Annotated in this window: 16 protein-coding genes; 6 read left to right on the top strand and 10 right to left on the bottom strand. The window is 68.5% G+C overall.

Annotated features, from left to right (window positions below):
• Positions 1-93: 93 nt before the first annotated feature.
• From AC07UH_RS04555 to AC07UH_RS04570, 4 genes are all read right to left on the bottom strand, one after another.
• Positions 94-2,286, bottom strand: coding sequence for a molybdopterin cofactor-binding domain-containing protein (locus tag AC07UH_RS04555; RefSeq protein ID WP_495179206.1), 2,193 nt, complete (start codon positions 2,284-2,286; stop codon positions 94-96).
• Between the two features lie 112 nt (positions 2,287-2,398).
• Entirely contained in the window at positions 2,399-4,633 is a 2,235-nt protein-coding gene (locus AC07UH_RS04560) for a xanthine dehydrogenase family protein molybdopterin-binding subunit (RefSeq protein WP_495179790.1), read from the bottom strand.
• 2 nt (positions 4,634-4,635) lie between these two features.
• A complete protein-coding gene (locus AC07UH_RS04565; protein WP_495179205.1) occupies positions 4,636-5,616 on the bottom strand; it encodes an FAD binding domain-containing protein in 981 nt (326 codons plus the stop codon).
• Positions 5,613-6,152 (bottom strand): 2Fe-2S iron-sulfur cluster-binding protein, encoded by a 540-nt coding sequence (locus tag AC07UH_RS04570; RefSeq protein WP_495179204.1) that lies wholly within the window; start codon positions 6,150-6,152, stop codon positions 5,613-5,615. The genes AC07UH_RS04565 and AC07UH_RS04570 overlap by 4 nt, the downstream gene beginning before the upstream one ends.
• Before the next feature lie 141 nt (positions 6,153-6,293).
• Here AC07UH_RS04570 and AC07UH_RS04575 point away from each other — a divergent pair, with 141 nt between their 5' ends.
• Together AC07UH_RS04575 and AC07UH_RS04580 are read left to right on the top strand one after the other, a co-directional pair.
• Entirely contained in the window at positions 6,294-7,286 is a 993-nt protein-coding gene (locus AC07UH_RS04575; RefSeq protein ID WP_495179203.1) for a glycerophosphodiester phosphodiesterase, read from the top strand.
• 1 nt (position 7,287) lies between these two features.
• The gene (locus AC07UH_RS04580) at positions 7,288-7,566 is read left to right on the top strand and encodes a hypothetical protein (RefSeq protein WP_038663026.1); all 279 of its coding nucleotides are present in this window, start codon (positions 7,288-7,290) and stop codon (positions 7,564-7,566) included.
• A 326-nt stretch (positions 7,567-7,892) separates the two neighbouring features.
• Here AC07UH_RS04580 and AC07UH_RS04585 read toward each other — a convergent pair whose 3' ends face one another.
• Together AC07UH_RS04585 and AC07UH_RS04590 are read right to left on the bottom strand one after the other, a co-directional pair.
• The gene (locus AC07UH_RS04585; RefSeq protein ID WP_495179202.1) at positions 7,893-8,681 is read right to left on the bottom strand and encodes an alpha/beta hydrolase; all 789 of its coding nucleotides are present in this window, start codon (positions 8,679-8,681) and stop codon (positions 7,893-7,895) included.
• Positions 8,672-9,319, bottom strand: coding sequence for a TIGR02117 family protein (locus tag AC07UH_RS04590; RefSeq protein WP_495179201.1), 648 nt, complete (start codon positions 9,317-9,319; stop codon positions 8,672-8,674). The genes AC07UH_RS04585 and AC07UH_RS04590 overlap by 10 nt, the downstream gene beginning before the upstream one ends.
• 53 nt (positions 9,320-9,372) lie before the next feature.
• Between AC07UH_RS04590 and phhA the strand changes: the two genes are divergently transcribed.
• Complete coding sequence (gene phhA / locus AC07UH_RS04595; protein ID WP_495179200.1) at positions 9,373-10,245, top strand: phenylalanine 4-monooxygenase; 873 nt, start codon at positions 9,373-9,375, stop codon at positions 10,243-10,245.
• A 66-nt stretch (positions 10,246-10,311) separates the two neighbouring features.
• Here the strand turns inward: phhA and AC07UH_RS04600 are convergent, their stop codons facing one another.
• The 4 genes from AC07UH_RS04600 to AC07UH_RS04615 all read right to left on the bottom strand — a co-directional run bounded on the left by AC07UH_RS04600 (position 10,312) and on the right by AC07UH_RS04615 (position 15,059).
• Positions 10,312-11,256, bottom strand: coding sequence for a 50S ribosomal protein L11 methyltransferase (locus AC07UH_RS04600; protein WP_495179199.1), 945 nt, complete (start codon positions 11,254-11,256; stop codon positions 10,312-10,314).
• Positions 11,246-11,941 (bottom strand): SDR family NAD(P)-dependent oxidoreductase, encoded by a 696-nt coding sequence (locus AC07UH_RS04605; protein WP_038663013.1) that lies wholly within the window; start codon positions 11,939-11,941, stop codon positions 11,246-11,248. Before AC07UH_RS04605 ends, AC07UH_RS04600 begins: the two co-directional genes overlap by 11 nt.
• Positions 11,942-12,316: 375 nt before the next feature.
• Positions 12,317-13,696, bottom strand: coding sequence for a methyl-accepting chemotaxis protein (locus AC07UH_RS04610; RefSeq protein ID WP_052075628.1), 1,380 nt, complete (start codon positions 13,694-13,696; stop codon positions 12,317-12,319).
• A gap of 1 nt (position 13,697) precedes the next feature.
• Positions 13,698-15,059 carry a methyl-accepting chemotaxis protein gene (locus tag AC07UH_RS04615; protein WP_137899517.1) on the bottom strand — a complete coding sequence of 454 codons (1,362 nt, stop codon included), beginning with the start codon at positions 15,057-15,059 and terminating at the stop codon, positions 13,698-13,700.
• A gap of 206 nt (positions 15,060-15,265) precedes the next feature.
• Between AC07UH_RS04615 and sdhC the strand changes: the two genes are divergently transcribed.
• Genes sdhC through sdhA form a run of 3 tightly spaced genes read left to right on the top strand, consistent with a single transcriptional unit; the run spans position 15,266 to position 17,879 of the window.
• Positions 15,266-15,694 (top strand): succinate dehydrogenase, cytochrome b556 subunit, encoded by a 429-nt coding sequence (gene sdhC, locus AC07UH_RS04620; RefSeq protein ID WP_137899516.1) that lies wholly within the window; start codon positions 15,266-15,268, stop codon positions 15,692-15,694.
• Positions 15,694-16,077: a succinate dehydrogenase, hydrophobic membrane anchor protein gene (gene sdhD, locus AC07UH_RS04625; protein ID WP_038663003.1), complete on the top strand. Its 384-nt coding sequence runs from the start codon at positions 15,694-15,696 to the stop codon at positions 16,075-16,077. Before sdhC ends, sdhD begins: the two co-directional genes overlap by 1 nt.
• Positions 16,077-17,879, top strand: a complete 1,803-nt coding sequence (gene sdhA / locus AC07UH_RS04630) for a succinate dehydrogenase flavoprotein subunit (protein WP_038663000.1) — start codon at positions 16,077-16,079, stop codon at positions 17,877-17,879. The genes sdhD and sdhA overlap by 1 nt, the downstream gene beginning before the upstream one ends.
• The last annotated feature ends 192 nt before the right edge of the window (positions 17,880-18,071 follow it).

An 18,071-nucleotide genomic window follows, 5' to 3' on the forward strand; every position in this document is an offset into this window, starting at 1 on the left:
GCCGGGCATCACACCCGTTCGTGCTGAGCTTGTCGAAGTACGGTGAGTCTCGATGCCCTTCGACAAGCTCAGGGCGAACGGAGGAGGGTGGTGTTAGAGATCCGGCAATCCTGCCAGCAATTTGTCGAGCGTTACCGGGAAGTCGCGCACCCTGACCCCGCAGGCGTCGTGGATCGCATTGGCCACCGCCGCGCCCGCGCCGGAGATGCCGAGTTCGCCGACCCCCTTGGCGCCGACCGGGTTGGCGCTGTCGTCGATCTCCTCGACGAAATGCACTTCGATCTGCGGCACGTCGGCGTTCACCGCGACATGATATTCGCCGAAGTCGGGATTGACGAAATGGCCGTTGCGCGTGTCGACCACCGCCTCTTCGCCGAGCGCGTAGGACAGGCCCCAGACCATGCCGCCGATGAGCTGGTTCGCCGCGGTCTTGGCGTTGAGCACGCGGCCGACGTCGAACACGCCGAGCATCCGCCGTACGCGGACCTCGCCGGTGATCGCGTTGACCGCGACCTCGACGAAATGCGCGCCGTGGCTCGCCTGGCTGGTCGCCTGCGTCTCGGCGCCGGGGCCGGTCTTGCCGGTGGCGACGATCGGTTCGCCGTGGAGCAGGTCGGTGAGCGCGACGCTGCGCCCGCCCGCGACGACGCAGCCGTCGTGCAGCGTCAGTTCCTCGGGGGATGCGTTCATGCGCAGCGCGAGTGCGGCGATGATGTCCTCGCAGGCGAGCACCACCGCAGAACAGGCGCTGCCCGCGCCGAACGAGCCGCCCGAGCCGGCGCTGGCGGGGAAATCGGTGTCGCCGATCCGCACCTCGACCGCGGGTACCGGCAGACCGAGCATCTCGCCCGCGGTCTGCGCCAGGATCGTATAGGTGCCGGTGCCGATATCGGTCATGTCGCAGGCGACCGTCGCGCGACCATCGGCGCCGAGCGTCACCCGCGCCTCCGCCTTGACGGTGAAATTCCCGCGCAGCGCCGCCGCCATGCCGTGGCCGATCAGCCAGTCGCCCTCGCGCCGCTTGCGCCGCTCCGCCCAGCCGAAGCGGCGCGCGCCCTCGTCGTAGCAATCGAGCATCCGCCGCGTCGAGAAGCGCTTGCCGCTGACCGGATCGGCCTCGGGCTCGTTGCGGCGGCGCAGCTCGACCGGATCGAGGCCGAGCCGTTCGGCGAGTTCGTCCATCGCGCATTCGACCGCGAAGGTGCCGATCGCCTCGCCCGGTGCGCGCACCGCGCCGGTCGCGGGAAGGTCGACGCGGACGAGATCGGTGCGGAAGCGCCGCGCCTCGCCGGCATAGAGCGGCAGCGAGCCGAACGGGATCGGTTCGAGGAAGCTGGCATCGTCGTTCTGCGATGCGACGCCTTCGTGCGCGAAGGCGGTGATGCGGCCGTCCTCGGCGGCGCCGATGCGCACGCGCTGCGTTGTCGCCGAACGGTGATGGACGAGATAGGCGGTCTGCGCGCGCGGCAGCGCGATCTTGACCGGCCGGCCGACCGTTTCGGCGGCGATCGCGGCGAGGATCACCTCCGGCCCGACGCCGGTCTTGCCGCCGAAGCCGCCGCCGACATAGGGGGCGAGCACGCGCACGTCGTCCTTTGCGAGGCCGAGCGCCTTGGCGATCGTGCCGCGGGCGCCGCCGATCACCTGATTGCTGGTGCGCACCAGCAGCTTGCCGTTTTCCCACGCGACGGTGCTGGCATGCGGTTCGAGCGCGGCGGGGAAATGCACCGGCGTCGAATAGCTGCGGTCGATCACCACCGGCGCGGCGGCGAGCGCGGCGTCGAGATCGCCGATGTCGACCGGTTTCAGGAAACCGATATCGTGGTCGCGCTGCACAGGCTGCGCTTCGCGGTCGAAGCGGCCTTCACCGGCTTCGGCGTGGACGACGAGTAGCGCGGCGGCGTCGCGCGCGATCGTCTGGTCTTCGGCGACGACGATCGCGACGGGCTGGCCGTAATGGAAGATTTGGTCGGTGCCGCTGTGCGCTATGCCTTGCGAATTGCTGCCACCGGTGACCATCCGCGGGTCGCCGTGGATGACCGCAAGCACGCCGGGCAAGGCCTCGGCGGCAGCGGAGTCGACGCCGGTGATGCGGCCGCTGCCGACCGGCGCGCCGACGATCGCGGCATAGGCGGTGCCGACGTCCGCGCCCTCATAGGCGTAGGTGGCGGTGCCGCTGACCTTCGCCGGCCCTTCGATCCGCGGGACGGACGCGCCGAGCAGTCCCTGCCGCGCCTGCGCCAGCCCGGCGGGCCGGTAGGCGCGATCCATCGTCATCTCGTTCATCGCGTCGATCCTCTCCCCCGGACGGGGTGGGGGTGATGTAGGATGCGGGGCAGGCAGGGTGAAGGGCGGGATTACGCGTCACCCCGGCCTCGAGCCGGGGTGACGGGATGCCTTACACCGCCGGCAGGCCCTCCAGCAGCTTGTCGAGCGTCAGCGGAAAGTCGCGGACGCGCACGCCGGTGGCGTTGTAGATCGCATTGCCGATTGCGCCCGCCGCGCCGCAGATGCCGACCTCGCCGAGGCCCTTGGCGTGCAGCGGATTGGCCTCGATGTCGCGTTCGTACAGGAACTCGACCTCGAGCTGCGGCACGTCGGCATTCACCGGCAGGTGATATTCGCCGAGATCGCGGTTGACGATCTTGCCGTTGCGGGGATCGTGGACCAGCTCCTCGGTCAGCGCGCAGCCGATGCCGAAGGTCATGCCGCCGAGGCATTGCGAGCGCGCCGTCTTCTCGTTGAGGATACGCCCCGCCGCGAACACGCCGAGCATGCGCTTCACCCGCACCTCGCCGGTGACGACGTTGACCGCGACCTCGGCGAAATGCGCGCCATAGCTCGCCTGGTTGAACGTCTTCTCCTGCTTGCCGGGCGAGATTTCGCCGGTCGCCTCCATGCCTTCGCCGACCAGTTCGGCGAGCGGCACGCTGCGGTTGTCGGCGATCACGCGGCCGTCCTTCAGAGTCATCGCGCCTTCGTCGACGCCCATCGCCTTGGCGATCTGGCCGCGCAGCGCCTCGCAGGCGAGATAGACCGACGAGCCCGACGAGCTCGCGCCCCACGATCCGCCCGAGCCGGCGCCCGGCGGCGCATCGGTGTCGCCGAGATGGACGATGACATCCTCCAGCGGCAGGCCGAGGATCTCGGCGGCGATCTGGCCGAGGATCGTATAGGTGCCGGTGCCGATATCGGTCATGTCGGTTTCGACATGCGCCTTGCCCTGGCCGTCGATCGAGACCTTTGCCGCCGACTTGAGCAACTGGTTCGACCGTGCCGCCGAGGCGACGCCGATGCCGTACAGCCAGTCGCCGCGCCGGTCGGTGCCGGCGGGCTTGCGCCGCGACCAGCCGAACGATTCGGCGCCGCGCTCCAGACAGGGGATCAACGCGCGCGACGAGTAGGGGATCTTCTTTTCCGGGTCCTGCTCGGGCTCGTTGCGGCGGCGCAGTTCGATGGGGTCGATCCCCATCTTCTCCGCCAGTTCGTCCATCGCGCCTTCCAGCGCGATCAGGCCGACCGCCTCGCCGGGTGCGCGCATCGATCCCGCCAGCATCCAGTCGAGCCGGACGATGTCGTGCGTGATCAGCCGGTTCTCGCCGTCGTAGAGGAAGTGCGTCGAGACGCCGGCGGGCTCGAAATAATCCTCGCCGGGCAGGTTCGACACGAGCGTTTCGTGGCCGATCGCGGTCAGCTTGCCCTCGGCGGTCGCGCCGAGGCGCATCCGCTGTTCGGTGTTCGAGCGGCGCACGGTCGCGTCGAACACCTGCTGGCGCGCCATCACCGCCTTGACCGGACGGTTGAGCCGCTTGGCGGCGATCGCCGCGGCGACGCTCTCGGGCGCGATGCCGAGCTTCGAGCCGAAGCCGCCGCCGACATAAGCGGCGACGATCCGCACCTTGTCCGCCGAGACGCCGAGCGCCTTGGCGAGCTGCTGCTTGTCCGACGAGGGCATCTGGTACGAGCCGTACAGCGTCAGCGCGCCGTCTTCCCACACCGCGAGGCTGGCGTGGGGCTCCATCGCCGCCGAATTCTGGCTCGGCGTCGTATAGGTAACGTCGACCGCGAACGCGGCCTCGCCCATCGCCTTGTCGACGTCGCCCTGTTTGTGATGCGGCGGGATCTGCTGCGCGCTCGGCTTTTCCGCCTCTTCGCGATGCGCGAGGAAGCTGTAGCGGCCTTCGGCGGGGGCATAGTCGACCGTGATGCGCAGCGCGGCGTCGCGCGCGATCTCGTAGCTTTCGGCGACGACGATGGCGATGATCTCGCCGTGATAGGCGACGTCCTCGACGCCCTGCGTCGGTGCGCTCGTCTCGCCGCCCTGCTGCGGGTTGCGGATGAAGCTCGCATAATCGGTGATGACGTCGATCACGCCGGGCATCGCCTTGGCGCCATCGGCGTCGAGGTGCCTGATCTTGCCCGCGCCGACCGTGGCGCGCACGAGATAGCCGTAGGCGACGTTGTCGAGCGCATATTCCGCCGCATAGGTCGCCTTGCCCGACACCTTCTTCGGGCCGTCGACACGGTCGAGCGGCTTGCCGATCACGTCCTGCACGCCGCGATCGAGCAGGCTGTCCGGATGTGCCTTGTTCATCGTGAGCGAATTGGTGTCGCCCTTGCCGAAACCGAACATACTCATTCTCCCGTCAGGTCGCGCAGCGTGGCGATCAGGACCCGGCGCGTCAGCGGGATCTTGAAGTCGTTCGAGCCATAGCCCTTGGCATCGGCGAGCAGGATGTCCGCGGCTTCGTTGAACAGCGAGTCGGACGGCGCCTTGCCGACCAGCGCGGCCTCCACCGCCGGATTGCGCCACGGCATCGGGCCGAGGCCGCCGAAGGCGAGCGCCGCCGAGGCGATCCTGCCGTCCTCGACGCTCACCACACCCGCCACCGAGACGAGCGCGAAGGCATAGGAGGCGCGGTCACGCACCTTGCGATAGGTCTGCTTGCCCTTCGGCGGGGCGGGCAGTTCGACATGGGTGATGAGTTCGCCGGGCTCCAGCACCGTCTCGATGTTCGGCGTATCGCCGGGCAGGCGGTAGAAATCGTGGATCGAGATCCGCCGCTTGTCGCCGTCCGCCTTGAGCGTGATGATCGTCGCGTCGAGCGCGCGCATCGCCACCGGCATGTCGCCGGGATGCGTTGCGATACAATGGTCCGACGTGCCGAGCACCGCGAGCACACGGTTGAACCCGCCGACCGCCGAACAGCCGGTGCCGGGCTCGCGCTTGTTGCACGCGGTCGCGGTGTCGTAGAAATAATAGCAGCGCGTCCGCTGGAGCAGGTTGCCGCCGGTCGTCGCCTTGTTGCGCAACTGGCCCGAAGCACCGGCGAGCAGCGCGCGGCTGAGCACCTCATACTTTTCGATGACGCGCGGATCGGCGGCGAGGTCGGCGTTCGGCACCAGCGCGCCGATCGTCAGCCCGCCATCCTCGCGCTCCTCGATCTCGCCGAGCGGCAGCCGGCTGATATCGACCAGCTTCTCGGGCGTCTCGACCTGCAATTTCATCAGGTCGAGCAGATTGGTGCCGCCGGCGATGAACTTGGCGCCGGAGACGTGTGCGTCGCGCACCGCGGTCTCGGCGTCGTCGGCCTTGGCGTAGGTGAAGGTCTTCATGCGCCTGCCTCCACTTTCTGGCGAAGGGCGATATCGACCGTGCCGTCGGCTTCGGCGACCTCGCGGATCGCATCGACGATATTGGGATAGGCGGCGCAGCGGCAGATGTTGCCGCTCATCCGCTCGGAAATCTCATCGTCGTTGAAGCGCGGCGCATCGAGATCGCCGGTGACGTGGCTCGGCCAGCCCTTGCGGACCTCGTCGAGCATGCCGACCGCCGAGCAGATCTGCCCCGGCGTGCAATAGCCGCACTGATAGCCGTCGTGGCGGACGAACGCCGATTGCAGCGGATGCAGGTCCTCGGGCGTGCCGAGCCCCTCGATCGTGGTGATCTCGTCGTCCTGATGCATCACCGCGAGGCTCAGGCAGGAATTGATGCGACGGCCGTTGACCAGCATCGTGCAGGCGCCGCACTGGCCGTGGTCGCAGCCCTTCTTGCTACCGGTCAGGCCGAGATGTTCGCGGCACAGATCGAGCAGCGAGGTGCGGATATCCGGTTCGGCCTCGAACGACTGGCCGTTGATGGTGAAATGCATGCGCTGCCTCGCAGGGTCGGGGAGTCATATCCGTGAAGGATTGAGGCCCTAACGCGCTTACCCATGATGGTTTCCGGTTTGCGAATCGCTCTCACTGCTGCGCTGCTGGCGTCGGCTCCCGCGAACGGGCAGGATCGGCCGATGCCAAAGCCCTTCCCGACTCCGATCGTCATCGCGCATCGCGGCGCGAGCGGATCGCGTCCCGAACATACGCTTGCCGCCTATGAGCTGGCGATCGATCAGGGCGCGGATTTCATCGAGCCCGATCTGGTGCCGACGAAGGACGACGTGCTCGTCGCGCGCCACGAGAATGCGATCGCCGAGACGACCGACGTCGCGTCGCATCCCGAATTCGCCGATCGCCGTACGACCAAGACGATCGACGGCCAGACGATCACCGGCTGGTTCGTCGAGGATTTCACGCTCGCCGAACTCAAGACGCTGCGCGCACGCGAACGGCTGCCCCAATTGCGCGCCGGCAATGCCGCCTATGACGGCCGGTTCGAGATTCCGACGCTCGCCGAGATCATCGACCTCGCCAAGCGGCGGACGCGGGAGACGGGGCGGACGATCGGCATCTATCCCGAGACCAAGCATCCGACCTATTTCGCGCATATCGGCCATCCGACCGACGACCGGCTGGTGGCGGAACTGCGCAAGGCGGGGTGGGACCGCGCGGACGCGCCGGTGTTCATCCAGTCGTTCGAGGTGAAGAACCTCCAGCATCTCCACGGCATCACCAAGGTGCGGCTGATCCAGCTCATGGCGGGCGAGGGCGGCCCGGCCGATGGCGCGGTGCCGAGCTATGCGGCGATGCTGACCCCGGCGGGGCTGCGGCAGGTCGCGACCTATGCTTATGGTCTGGGGCCGGACAAGGCGCAATTGTGGCAGGGCGACGCGCCGACGTCGCTGGTGGCCGACGCGCATGCGGCGGGGCTCAAGGTGCATCCGTGGAGCTATCGCGCTGAAAACGTCTTCCTGCCGGCTCGCTTCCGCCACGGCGACGATCCCGCGACGCACGGCGATGTCGCGGGGGAAATCCGCCGCGCGCTCGGCCTTGGTATCGACGGATTCTTCACGGATTATCCGCTAATCGGCGTCGAAACCCGCCGTGCGGCCAAGGATCATCCGTAACATGCGTATCGCGTTCGTCGTTCTTCTCCCCCTGACGCTGGCGACCGGCGGCTGCGTCAGCACCGCGGCGTCGATCGTCAAGGCGCCGTTCCAGGTCGCCGGCAAGGCGGTCGACTGGACCACCACCAGCCAGGACGAGGCCGACCGCAACTATGGCCGCAAGATGCGCAAGCAGGAGGCCAAGGAGGGCCGCGAGCGTAAGAAGGCGGCCGAGCAATGCCGCAAGCATCCCGACGATCAGGATGCCTGCCGCTATTCGGGGTATCGCGCGGGATATTGAGGGGGGGGCGGCGTCGTCCCCTTCCTTACTGTCATCCCCGCGGAGGCGGGGATCCATAAACGCTGGCGCCGGTGAGTCTCACGAAGGTCCGCGCGTCTGGATCCCCGCCTGCGCGGGGATGACAGTAGGGGGTGTGTCCATCCCGCCATCGCGGACGGATTAGAAGCGCCGTCCTGCCCCAACTTCGTCATCCCGGCGAACGCCGGGACCCATGGTCGCGGATCGTCAGCGTCAGCGCGACCCCCTCAGCCGCCCGTATCCATGGGTCCCGACTTTCGTCGGGACGACAAAGGGGGGCTCGCACCGCACTCGCGACGGCGAACCCGTCACCTATCCTGCACCACCGCGTCCTTCGCCAGCGCGCCGGCGATCGCGAGCAGCACCTCGGGGTGGATGTGCACCCCCAGATGGCCGCTGCTCACCTCGACCGCTTCGGCGCTGGGGTCGTGGCAGATGAAGCCGTTGACGAAGCCGTCGCTGCGGCTCCAGATCGCGGTGCAGGGGACGGGCAGCGGCGCGGCGATCGCCTGGCTGCGCGCGATCACCGCGGGATCGTCGACGCGCTCGCCGGTCGCCCATTCGAACGCGCGCCAGACGTTGGTCGCGCGGCCGCCGCCGGCATAAGGCGAACTCACCGTGATGACCTTGGCGACCAGATCGGGGCGGCGATGCGCGACCAGCCGCGCCATGATCCCGCCGAGGCTGACCCCGACCAAGGTCACCGGCCCCGCCTCCGCGCACAACGCCTCGACCCGCGCGATCAGCCGCTCCGCCTCGATCCCGACGCTCTTGACGCCGAGGTTGCGGCCGAGGCCCCAGCCCTCGGCGCGATAGCCGAGTCGGGTCAGGAAATCGCGCAGCACGACGCTCGACCCGTCGGCGTCGAACAGGCCGGGCAGCACCATCACCGCGCCGCCGCGCCCCGCCGGCACCGCCGCCAGCGCCGCGGTGTAGCGCCAGCGCGTCGCCAGCATCCAGGCGACGCGCGGTACCTCGCTCGCCGCCAGCGCCTTGGGCGGCGGCGGCGGCGCGAGAAAGTCGGCACCGAAGCGCGCATGCGCGGGCGGCTCGGCACGCCAGCGCGCGAACCCCGCCTGCAACCGGTCTAGAACCATGCCGTCACCGTCACCGGAAACGGCGTCCACCGCCCGATCCGTACGCCTGCCTGCCGCAAGGCGTCGCCCGTCCAGGCGTTGCATGTCCGTAATGCGCTGTAGCGGCCGCGCGCGGCGTAGAAGACGTCATTGGCGTCATAGCCGCGATAGCGCGTCCGTTCGGGCGCGAGGCTGGCGCGGATGTAGGCGGCGAGTCGCTGGTATTCGGCCGGGCGCAGCAACACGCTGCGCACCGCGGCGCCGACGCGCGGCGCCGGGACGTGCTCGACGTGCATCAACGTCGCGTCGCTGCCGCGCGCCGCGGCGAGCACGGTGCCGAGCCGGACGTCCGCCCAGGTCGCCGTTTCGAGAAAGAAAGTGCGTTCGCCCCAGCCGATTGCAAGATGATCATAACCTCCATAACGCGGATCGCGCAGGTCCGCTCCGGGCGCGATCCCGCGCCAATCCACCCCCGCCGCCACCTTCGGGACCACCAGCCCGACGTGCACGCCGTTCGATTCGACATAGATGCGCACGCCATCCGCCGGCGGCCGCCACCCGGCATTGGCGGGCAAGGCCCCGCCGATCAGCCCCGCGACGCCATAGCCGAACACGAGCCCGAGCAACAGCACGGCCACCCGTCCCGGCCAGCGCAACATCCTTGCCAAGACACGATGTCGTATCATTCGAAACCTTATGCTAGTCTGACCATATGGCAGATGAATCACACGTGACCGAAACGCCCCCGGCCGAGGCCGCCGCCGACTGGACGATCGCCCAGAACTGGCAGCATTACACCGCCGAGGAGCATGCGACCTGGGACACCTTGTTCGCGCGCCAGTCGCAATTGCTTCCCGGTCGCGCGTCCGACGCCTATCTGCGTGGGCTCGACGTGCTCAAACTGTCGAAGCCGGGCATACCCGATTTCGCCGAATTGTCCGAACGGCTGATGAAGCTGACCGGCTGGCAGGTCGTCGCGGTGCCGGGGCTGGTCCCCGACGACGTCTTCTTCGACCATATGGCCAACCGCCGCTTCGTCGCGGGCAATTTCATCCGTCGCCCCGACCAGCTCGACTATCTGCAGGAGCCCGACGTCTTCCACGACGTCTTCGGCCACGTGCCGATGCTCGCTGATCCGGTGTTCGCCGATTATCTGGAGGCCTATGGCCGCGGCGGGCAGCGTGCGCTGGGGCTCGATGCGCTGAAATATCTCGGGCGGCTCTATTGGTACACGGTCGAGTTCGGCTTGATCCAGGAGGGCGACGATCTGCGGATCTACGGATCGGGCATCGTGTCGAGCTTCGCCGAAAGCCGCTTCGCGCTCGACGATCCGAGCCCCAACCGCATCGCCTTCGACATCGCGCGGGTGATGCGCACCGAATATCGGATCGATGATTTCCAGCAGAATTATTTCGTCATCCCGAGCTTCGAGGAATTGCTGCGCGTCACGGTCGAGACCGATTTCGCGCCCTTGTACGAGGAGCTGAAAGCGCAGGACGATATCCCGGTCGCGGCGATCGTCGCCGGCGACCGCGTGCTGACGCAAGGCACGCAGCATTATGCGCGGAGCAAGGCGCGGGGGTAAGCAATCCCGAGACCGTCGTCATCCCCGCGAACGGCGGGGATGACGCGGGAGGGGGCAGTGGCGGCGCTACAGATCCAGCGCCCAGCCGTCGCGGCCGTTGGGATCGAACGGCGCGGTCGGGACGTAGCGGTCGGCGCCGGCGCGCAGACGCAGCACCGTCCAGTCGCCGCGCCGGTCGATCGCCTCCAGCGTGCAGCCGCATGCCGCATAGGCCGCGACCACGGTCTCGCGCTGCGTCTCGAGCAATCCGGCCAGCACGATGACCGCATCGGGCGCGGCGATCGCCGCCAGTTCGGGCGCCATCGACACCAGGGGACCGGCGAGGATGTTGGCGATCACCAGATCATAAGGCGCGACCGCATCGATATCCGGATGGCGCGCGCCGTCGGCGACGAACAAGGCGACACCCTCGACATCGTTCCGATCGGCATTCTCGCGCGTCACGTCGATCGCCACCGGATCGATATCGGTCGCCACCACCGTCGCCCCGGGCCACAGATCGACCGCCGCGAAGGCGAGCAGCCCGGTCCCCGTTCCGACGTCGATCACCTTGGCGAAGTCGCGCCCGGCCTCCGCCAGCGTGTCGAGCATCGCGAGGCAGCCGCTCGTCGTGCCGTGATGGCCGGTCCCGAACGCCTGTCCCGCCTCGATCAGGAAGGCGCGGCCGCCGGCGGGCGGCGTCACCGGATGCGCGCTGGTGTGGACGACGAACCGCCCCTCGCGGATCGGCTCCAGCCCGGCCTGGCTCATCGCCACCCAATCCTGATCGGACAGTCTCTCGACCACCGGATCATGTCCGCTCGCGCTCGGCACCAACGCGTGCAGCGTCGCGAGCATCGCCGCATCGGGCTCCTGCTCCAGATAGGCGTCGAGCCGCCAGCGTTCGACATCGTCCTCGACCTCCTCGGTGGTCATCAGCACCGCTTCGATCGCCAGATCGGAGGCGCTGTCGATCGCCTCCGCCTCGGCGCGGGTGCAGGGCAGGCTGACCTTCCACGATTCAGCGGACATAGCTCGCCCCGTTCACGTCGAGCACCGCGCCGGTCATCGACGCGGGCGCCTCCAGCGCGCAGAAGCGCGCCACCGCCGCGACCTCCTGCGGATCGGCGACCCTGCCGAGCGGAATGTCGGCGAGCAATTTGTCGCCGCCGCGGCTGGCGAGATAGTCGTCCGCCATCCCGGTCATCGTGAAGCCGGGGCAGATCGCGAAGGCGAGGATGCCCTCCTTCGCATAGCCGCGCGCGATCGTCTTGGTCATCGCGACCATGCCCGCCTTGGCGGCGGCATAATGCCAGTGCGCCGGGCTGTCGCCGCGATAGGCAGCGCGGCTGGCGATGTTGACGATCCGGCCGCCGGTACCGGCCTGCTGCCAGTGGCGCACGGCGAGCCGGCACAATTCGGCGGCGGCGGTCAGGTTGATGCGCAGCGTCCGCTCCCAGTCGGCGACCCACGCGTCGTCGTCGCGATCGAGCGGGTTCGCCTCGAACACGCCGGCGTTGTTGACGAGCACGTCGATCGTCCCGCCGCTCTGCGCCAGCGCCGCGTCCCACAGCGCGCGCGGCGCGGCGGGATCGGCGAAGTCGGCGGCGATGCCGCTGCGCGTGCCGTGTCCGATCACCTGCACGCCGGTCGCGGTGAGGGTGTCGAGGATCGCCGCGCCGATGCCGCGGCTCGATCCGGTCAGAAGGATAGCCATGCCGCGGCTTTAGGCGGCGGGGCAGGGGGCGGCAACCGGGGGGTGTGCTGCTATGGGGCTGCCGGCCTGTCCTCCCCTCCGGTCACGCCTCCGGCGCTCCTTGGCGGGCAGGGCTATCGCACATGAAGATGTGTGTGGGTCCGCCGTTTTCCAAACCCACCCCGTCACCCCGGACTCGTTCCGGGGTCCACCCTGCGGCGAGGAGAGAGGCTTGATCCGACACCGTTCTCTCGCGGCCCGGTGGACCCCGGAACAAGTCCGGGGTGACGAATTTGATGAGGAAGCCGATCGAAACTCATTGCCGTAGCCATATGCGATTCCCCTGCCCTGGCGGGGGAGGACAGGGCGGGAGCGGCGTTACGTAGCCCCCCGCCGTCACCCCACGCTGGCCGAGAAGCTGTCCGCCGATTGCTGCAATTGTCCGAGCCGGTCGCCGACTTCGCCGAAGCCTTCGCCGAGCGAGTCGATCTCGCCGGCGACGGATTGCGTGTCGGTGCGGATCGCGGCGATCGTGCTCGACATCGAATCGGCGGCGAGCGCGGTCTCGTCGACCGCGGCGGTGATCGCGGTGACGGTGTGCGCCTGTGCCGCCATCGCGTCGCGGATGCGGTCGGCGGATTCCTGCACCTCGGAGACGGTCGCCTTGATCGAGGCGTTGGTCGCCACCGTCGTGCGCGTGGCATGCTGGATCGCGGCGATCTTGGCGGCGATGTCGTCGGTGGCGCGTGCGGTCTGGTTGGCGAGGCTCTTCACCTCCTGCGCCACCACCGCGAAGCCGCGGCCGGCGTCGCCGGCGCGCGCCGCCTCGATCGTCGCGTTGAGCGCGAGCAGATTGGTCTGCCCGGCGATCGCGCGGATCAGGCCGAGGATCGATTCGATCGATTGCGCATGGTCGCTAAGCAGGCCGCTCGCCCGCACCGCCTCGCCGGCATGTTCGCTGGCGCGCAGCGCGATGCCGGCGGCCGAATCGACCTCAATGCGGGCGTCCTCGATCGCGCGGATCAGCCCGGCGGCGGTCTGTGCCGCCTCGCGCATCGCCACCGCCGATTCCTCCGCGGCGGCGGCGACCTCGCTCGCCTTGCCGAGCACCTCGCGCGTCGAGGCGGAGGCGGCGCTGGCCTGTACGCGGATGCGTGCGCCCAGCGTCGCGGCGCCCTCGATCGAGGTGGCGATGCTCTCGCGGAACGCGGCCGAGCGCGTCTGGCGCTCCTGCCGCGCCGCCTCGGCGCGCAGCGTCGCGAGTCGGCCGGTCATCAGATCCGATTCGACCAGCGCGATGCGCTGCACCGCGTCGCACAGGCGCAGCAGCCGCTTGGTGTCGCCCTCGCAATGCCGCTCGATCGTCTGCACGGTGAAACTGTGCGACTGGGCCAGCGCCGCCTGCAGGCTGGGAAGCGGGATGCCCGATTGTTCCGACCGTTCGGCATGGGTGATGGCGATCTCGCCCCATGTCTCGTCGAACGGCGCATTGTATTTGAGGAAGGCATAATGCGCGCTCTCGCGCACCCGCCGGTCGAGCCGTTCGGGGGTGAACAGCGGCCGCAATGGCTGCGCGGCGGGCAGCGACAGATAATGGTCCCAGAAGCGGCTGGAAATCTCGCGATAATCCTCGGGCCGCAGCAGCGCCGAGATCTGGCGGCAGGATGCGGCGAGCGTCCCGTCCCAGTCATATTCGCCGAGATGCTCGACGATGCTGCGCCGCGCCTGCAGCGTCTCGCCCGTGATCTGATGCCGGCGGATCGGAGCGGAGACCATCTCAGGCGGCGACCTTGGCGACGAACTCGCCGGCGCTGGTCTTGAGCGAATTGAGCTGGCCGTCGAGCCGGTCGAAGCCGCGGCCGACGTCGTCGATCTCCGCCGCCACCGTCTCGGTATCGGTACGGATCGCGGCGATCGTGCTCGACATCGAATCGGCGGCGAGCGCGGTCTCGTCGACCGCGGCGGTGATCGCGGTGACGGTCTGCGCCTGCGCCTCCATCGCATAGCGGATGCGGTCGGCACTCTCCTGCACCTCGGCGACGGTCGTCTTGATGCTGGCGTTGGTGTCGACCGTCGAGCGCGTCGCCGACTGGATCGAGGCGATCTTGGCGGCGATATCGTCGGTGGCGCGCGCGGTCTGGTTGGCGAGGCTCTTCACCTCCTGCGCCACCACCGCGAAGCCGCGGCCGGCGTCGCCGGCGCGCGCCGCCTCGATCGTCGCATTGAGCGCGAGCAGATTGGTCTGGCCGGCGATGTCGCGGATCAGGCTGAGGATCGATTCGATCGACTTGGCGTGATCGCTCAGCGTCTCCGACATGCCGACCGCATTGGTCGCCTGTACGCTGGCGCGGCTGGCGATCTCGGCGGCGGCCTCGACCTCGGTCCGGGCGTCCTCGATCGCGCGGATCAGGCCGGCGGCGGTCTGCGCCGCCTCGCGCATCGCGACCGCGGATTGTTCGGCGGCGGCGGCGACCTCGCTCGTCTTGCCGAGCATGCCGCGCGCCGAGCCCGAGCTGCGCTGCGCCTGGTCGCGCAGCGCGCGGCCCTCGTCGGTCGCGGTCTCGACCGCGGAAGCGATGCCTTCGCGGAATTCGGAGGCCAGCCCCTCGCGGGCGAGGCGGGCGCCATGTTCGGCATAGCCGGCGAACAGTTCGACGGTCAGTTCGGTCTCCATGCCGAACAGGCGCATCAGCGCATCGACCAGCGCGCCCTGGCGCGAATCGTCGGCGGGGACTCGCGCCATCAGCGCCTGGAGCGCGGCGCGGTCGCTGGCGCAGGACATCGCCAGCACCTCCATCGTCGAGACGCCGGCGGCATAAGCCGCGGCGACCGACCGCTCGAGCGATTCGACCCAGGCGAGCCCGTCGAGGTGGCAGCAGCGGTTGCGCAGATAGGTGATGCCGGCGACGATGCGGCGTTCGGTTTCCAGCGGCGTCCATTCGGCGGCACCGGGGTGGGCACGGCGCCAATGCGACCAATAGGCCTCGACGATCGTCGGCGCATCGGGCTCGATGACCGTCCACAATTCCGCCGCGCGCGCCATCAGCGTATTCTCGCCGCCGTCGAAGGCGACGATGCGGCTGCGCAGGTCGATCGCGGCGGCGATGCTGGCCGGCTTGGGAAGGGCAATGTCGGGCAAGAGCGTCTCCGGCGATCAGCGGGGCGTGAACGATATTGTCCGAATTAGACATCACTGGTTAATGTGCGGTTAGAGGCGCGCATGCGCGGTCGCCGGGAAAGCAGGCCGCGGCGGCGTCGGCGAGGCGAGCGAAGCGGCCGCTATGGGTTGCATCGCGGCATGGCGGGCCTAATAGGCACAGCATTGATCTTGCCCGAGGACCGTTCATGGCATCCCGCACTCCGGCGCGTCCGCGCAGCCCGCATCTCTTTTCGGGCTTTCTGAAGCTCCACTATAGCTGGGGGCCGCACATGCTGGTCTCCATCCTGCACCGCGCGACCGGCTCGGGCATGGCGACGGTCGGCACCGTGCTGCTGGTCTGGTGGCTCGCCGCGATCGCGAGCGGGGCGGAGGCCTATGCGAGCTTCCGCAACGTGTTCACCACCGATGCCGGCAATCTCAACATCGTCGGCTGGGTGGTCTTCGTCGGCATCACTTACGCCTTCTTCACGCACATGCTGAACGGCGTCCGCCACCTCGTCATGGACGCGGGCGCGGCGTTCGAACTGAAGCGCAACAAGATGTTCAGCCTGATCGTGATCGCCGGCGGCTTCGTGCTGACCGCGGCCTTCTGGCTCTACCTGGGGGTCAAGTAATGGGTTCGGGTACGCATATCGGCCGCGTTCGCGGTCTCGGCAGCGCCAAGGAAGGCGCGCACCATTGGTGGCGCCAGCGCGTCACCGCCGGCTCGAACCTGTTCCTGACGCTCTGGTTCGTCTTCGCGATCCTGCGCATGCCGGGCTACGACTATGCCAGCGTGCACAGCTGGTTGCAGAACAGCTGGGCGGCGGTGCCGATGCTGCTGCTGATCGTCTCGGTCTTCTATCACTTCCGCCTGGGCCTCCAGGTCGTGATCGAGGATTACCAGCACGAACAGAAGCGCGTCGCCGCGATCCTCGCGCTCAACTTCTTCACGGTCGCCACCGCCGCGATCGCCATCTTCGCGATCCTCAAGGTCGCCTTCGGAGCTGCCGCATAATGTCGGACGCGTACAAGATCATCGATCACACCTATGACGCGGTCGTCGTCGGCGCCGGCGGCTCGGGGCTGCGCGCCGTGATGGAATGCGCACAGAACGGCCTCAAGACCGCCTGCATCACCAAGGTGTTCCCGACCCGCAGCCACACCGTCGCGGCGCAGGGCGGCATTGCCGCCAGCCTCGGCAACATGGGTCCGGATCACTGGACCTGGCATATGTTCGACACCGTCAAGGGTTCCGACTGGCTCGGCGATCAGGACGCGATCGAATATATGGTCCGCGAGGCGCCCGCCGCGGTCTACGAGCTCGAACATGCCGGCATGCCGTTCAGCCGTACCGACGAGGGCCGCATCTATCAGCGCCCGTTCGGCGGCATGATGCAGAACATGGGCGAAGGCCCGCCCGCGCAGCGCACCTGCGCCGCCGCGGACCGCACCGGCCATGCGATGCTGCACACGCTCTATCAGCAGAGCCTGCGCTACGACGCGGACTTCTACGTCGAATATTTCGCGCTCGATCTCATCATGGAGAACGGCCAGTGCCGCGGCGTCGTCGCGCTGTGCATGGAAGACGGCAGCATCCACCGCTTCCGCGCGCACAACACCGTGCTGGCGACCGGCGGCTACGGCCGCTGCTATTTCTCGGCGACCTCGGCGCATACCTGCACGGGTGACGGCGGCGGCATGGTGCTGCGCGCCGGCCTGCCGTTGCAGGACATGGAATTCGTCCAGTTCCACCCGACCGGCATCTACGGTGCGGGCGTCCTCATCACCGAGGGCGCGCGCGGCGAGGGCGGCTATCTCACCAACTCCGAGGGCGAGCGCTTCATGGAGCGCTACGCGCCGTCGGCGAAGGACCTCGCCAGCCGCGACGTCGTGTCGCGGTCGATGGCGATGGAGATGCGTGAAGGCCGCGGCGTCGGCAAGAACGGCGACCATATCTTCCTGCACCTCGACCACATCGATCCCGCGGTGTTGCACGAGCGGCTGCCCGGCATCACCGAGACCGGCAAGATCTTCGCCGGCGTCGACCTGACCCGCCAGCCTTTGCCCGTCACGCCGACGGTCCATTACAACATGGGCGGCATCCCGACCAACTTCCACGGCGAGGTCGTCCACCTCAAGGACGGCAATCCCGATACCGTCGTCCCCGGCCTGTTCGCGGTCGGCGAGGCGGCGTGCGTCTCGGTCCATGGCGCCAACCGCCTCGGCTCCAACTCGCTGATCGATCTCGTCGTGTTCGGCCGCGCCACCGGCAAGCGGATCGCCGACATCTGCAAGCCCAACGGCACGCACAATCCGCTGCCCAAGGGCTCGGAGGAGCTGTCGCTGACCCGCCTCGACAAGTTCCGCAACGCCACCGGCAGCATCCCGACCGCGGAGATCCGCGGCCAGATGCAGCGGACGATGCAGAAGCATTGCGCGGTGTTCCGCGACAACGCCCTGCTCACCGAGGGCCAGGCGCTGATGAAGGACATCTACGGCCAGATCGCCGACGTCTCGGTCAACGACCGCAGCCTGATCTGGAACACCGACCTCATCGAGACGCTCGAGCTCGACAATCTCGCCGCGCAGGCGGTGGTGACGATCGATTCGGCGGCGAACCGCAAGGAATCGCGCGGCGCCCACGTCAACGAGGATTATCCGGATCGCGACGACGGCGAATGGATGAAGCATACGATCACCAGCTTCACCGGCTGGGGCGGCGTCGGCGGCGCCACCGCGATCGATTACCGTCCGGTGCACGACTATACGCTCACTGACGACGTCGATTACATCAAGCCGAAGAAGCGGGTGTATTGAGGCACCCGGCCTGATCTGGCGGCCCTTTGCCCCGGTGGTCCCATTGGCGGGGCTGCCGGGGGCGAATCGGGTGTTGGATGGGCCGTCGCGGCGTGACCGGCCAAGTTTCTGATCGGCCTCGCCTTCCGGCCACCGTCAAAGATCCGCTGTCCTATTTGGAAAAGCCATGGTCCCCGTTTGCCCCGCAACGGC

It is taken from the genome of Sphingomonas sp. GW821-FHT04B01, assembly GCF_059420425.1.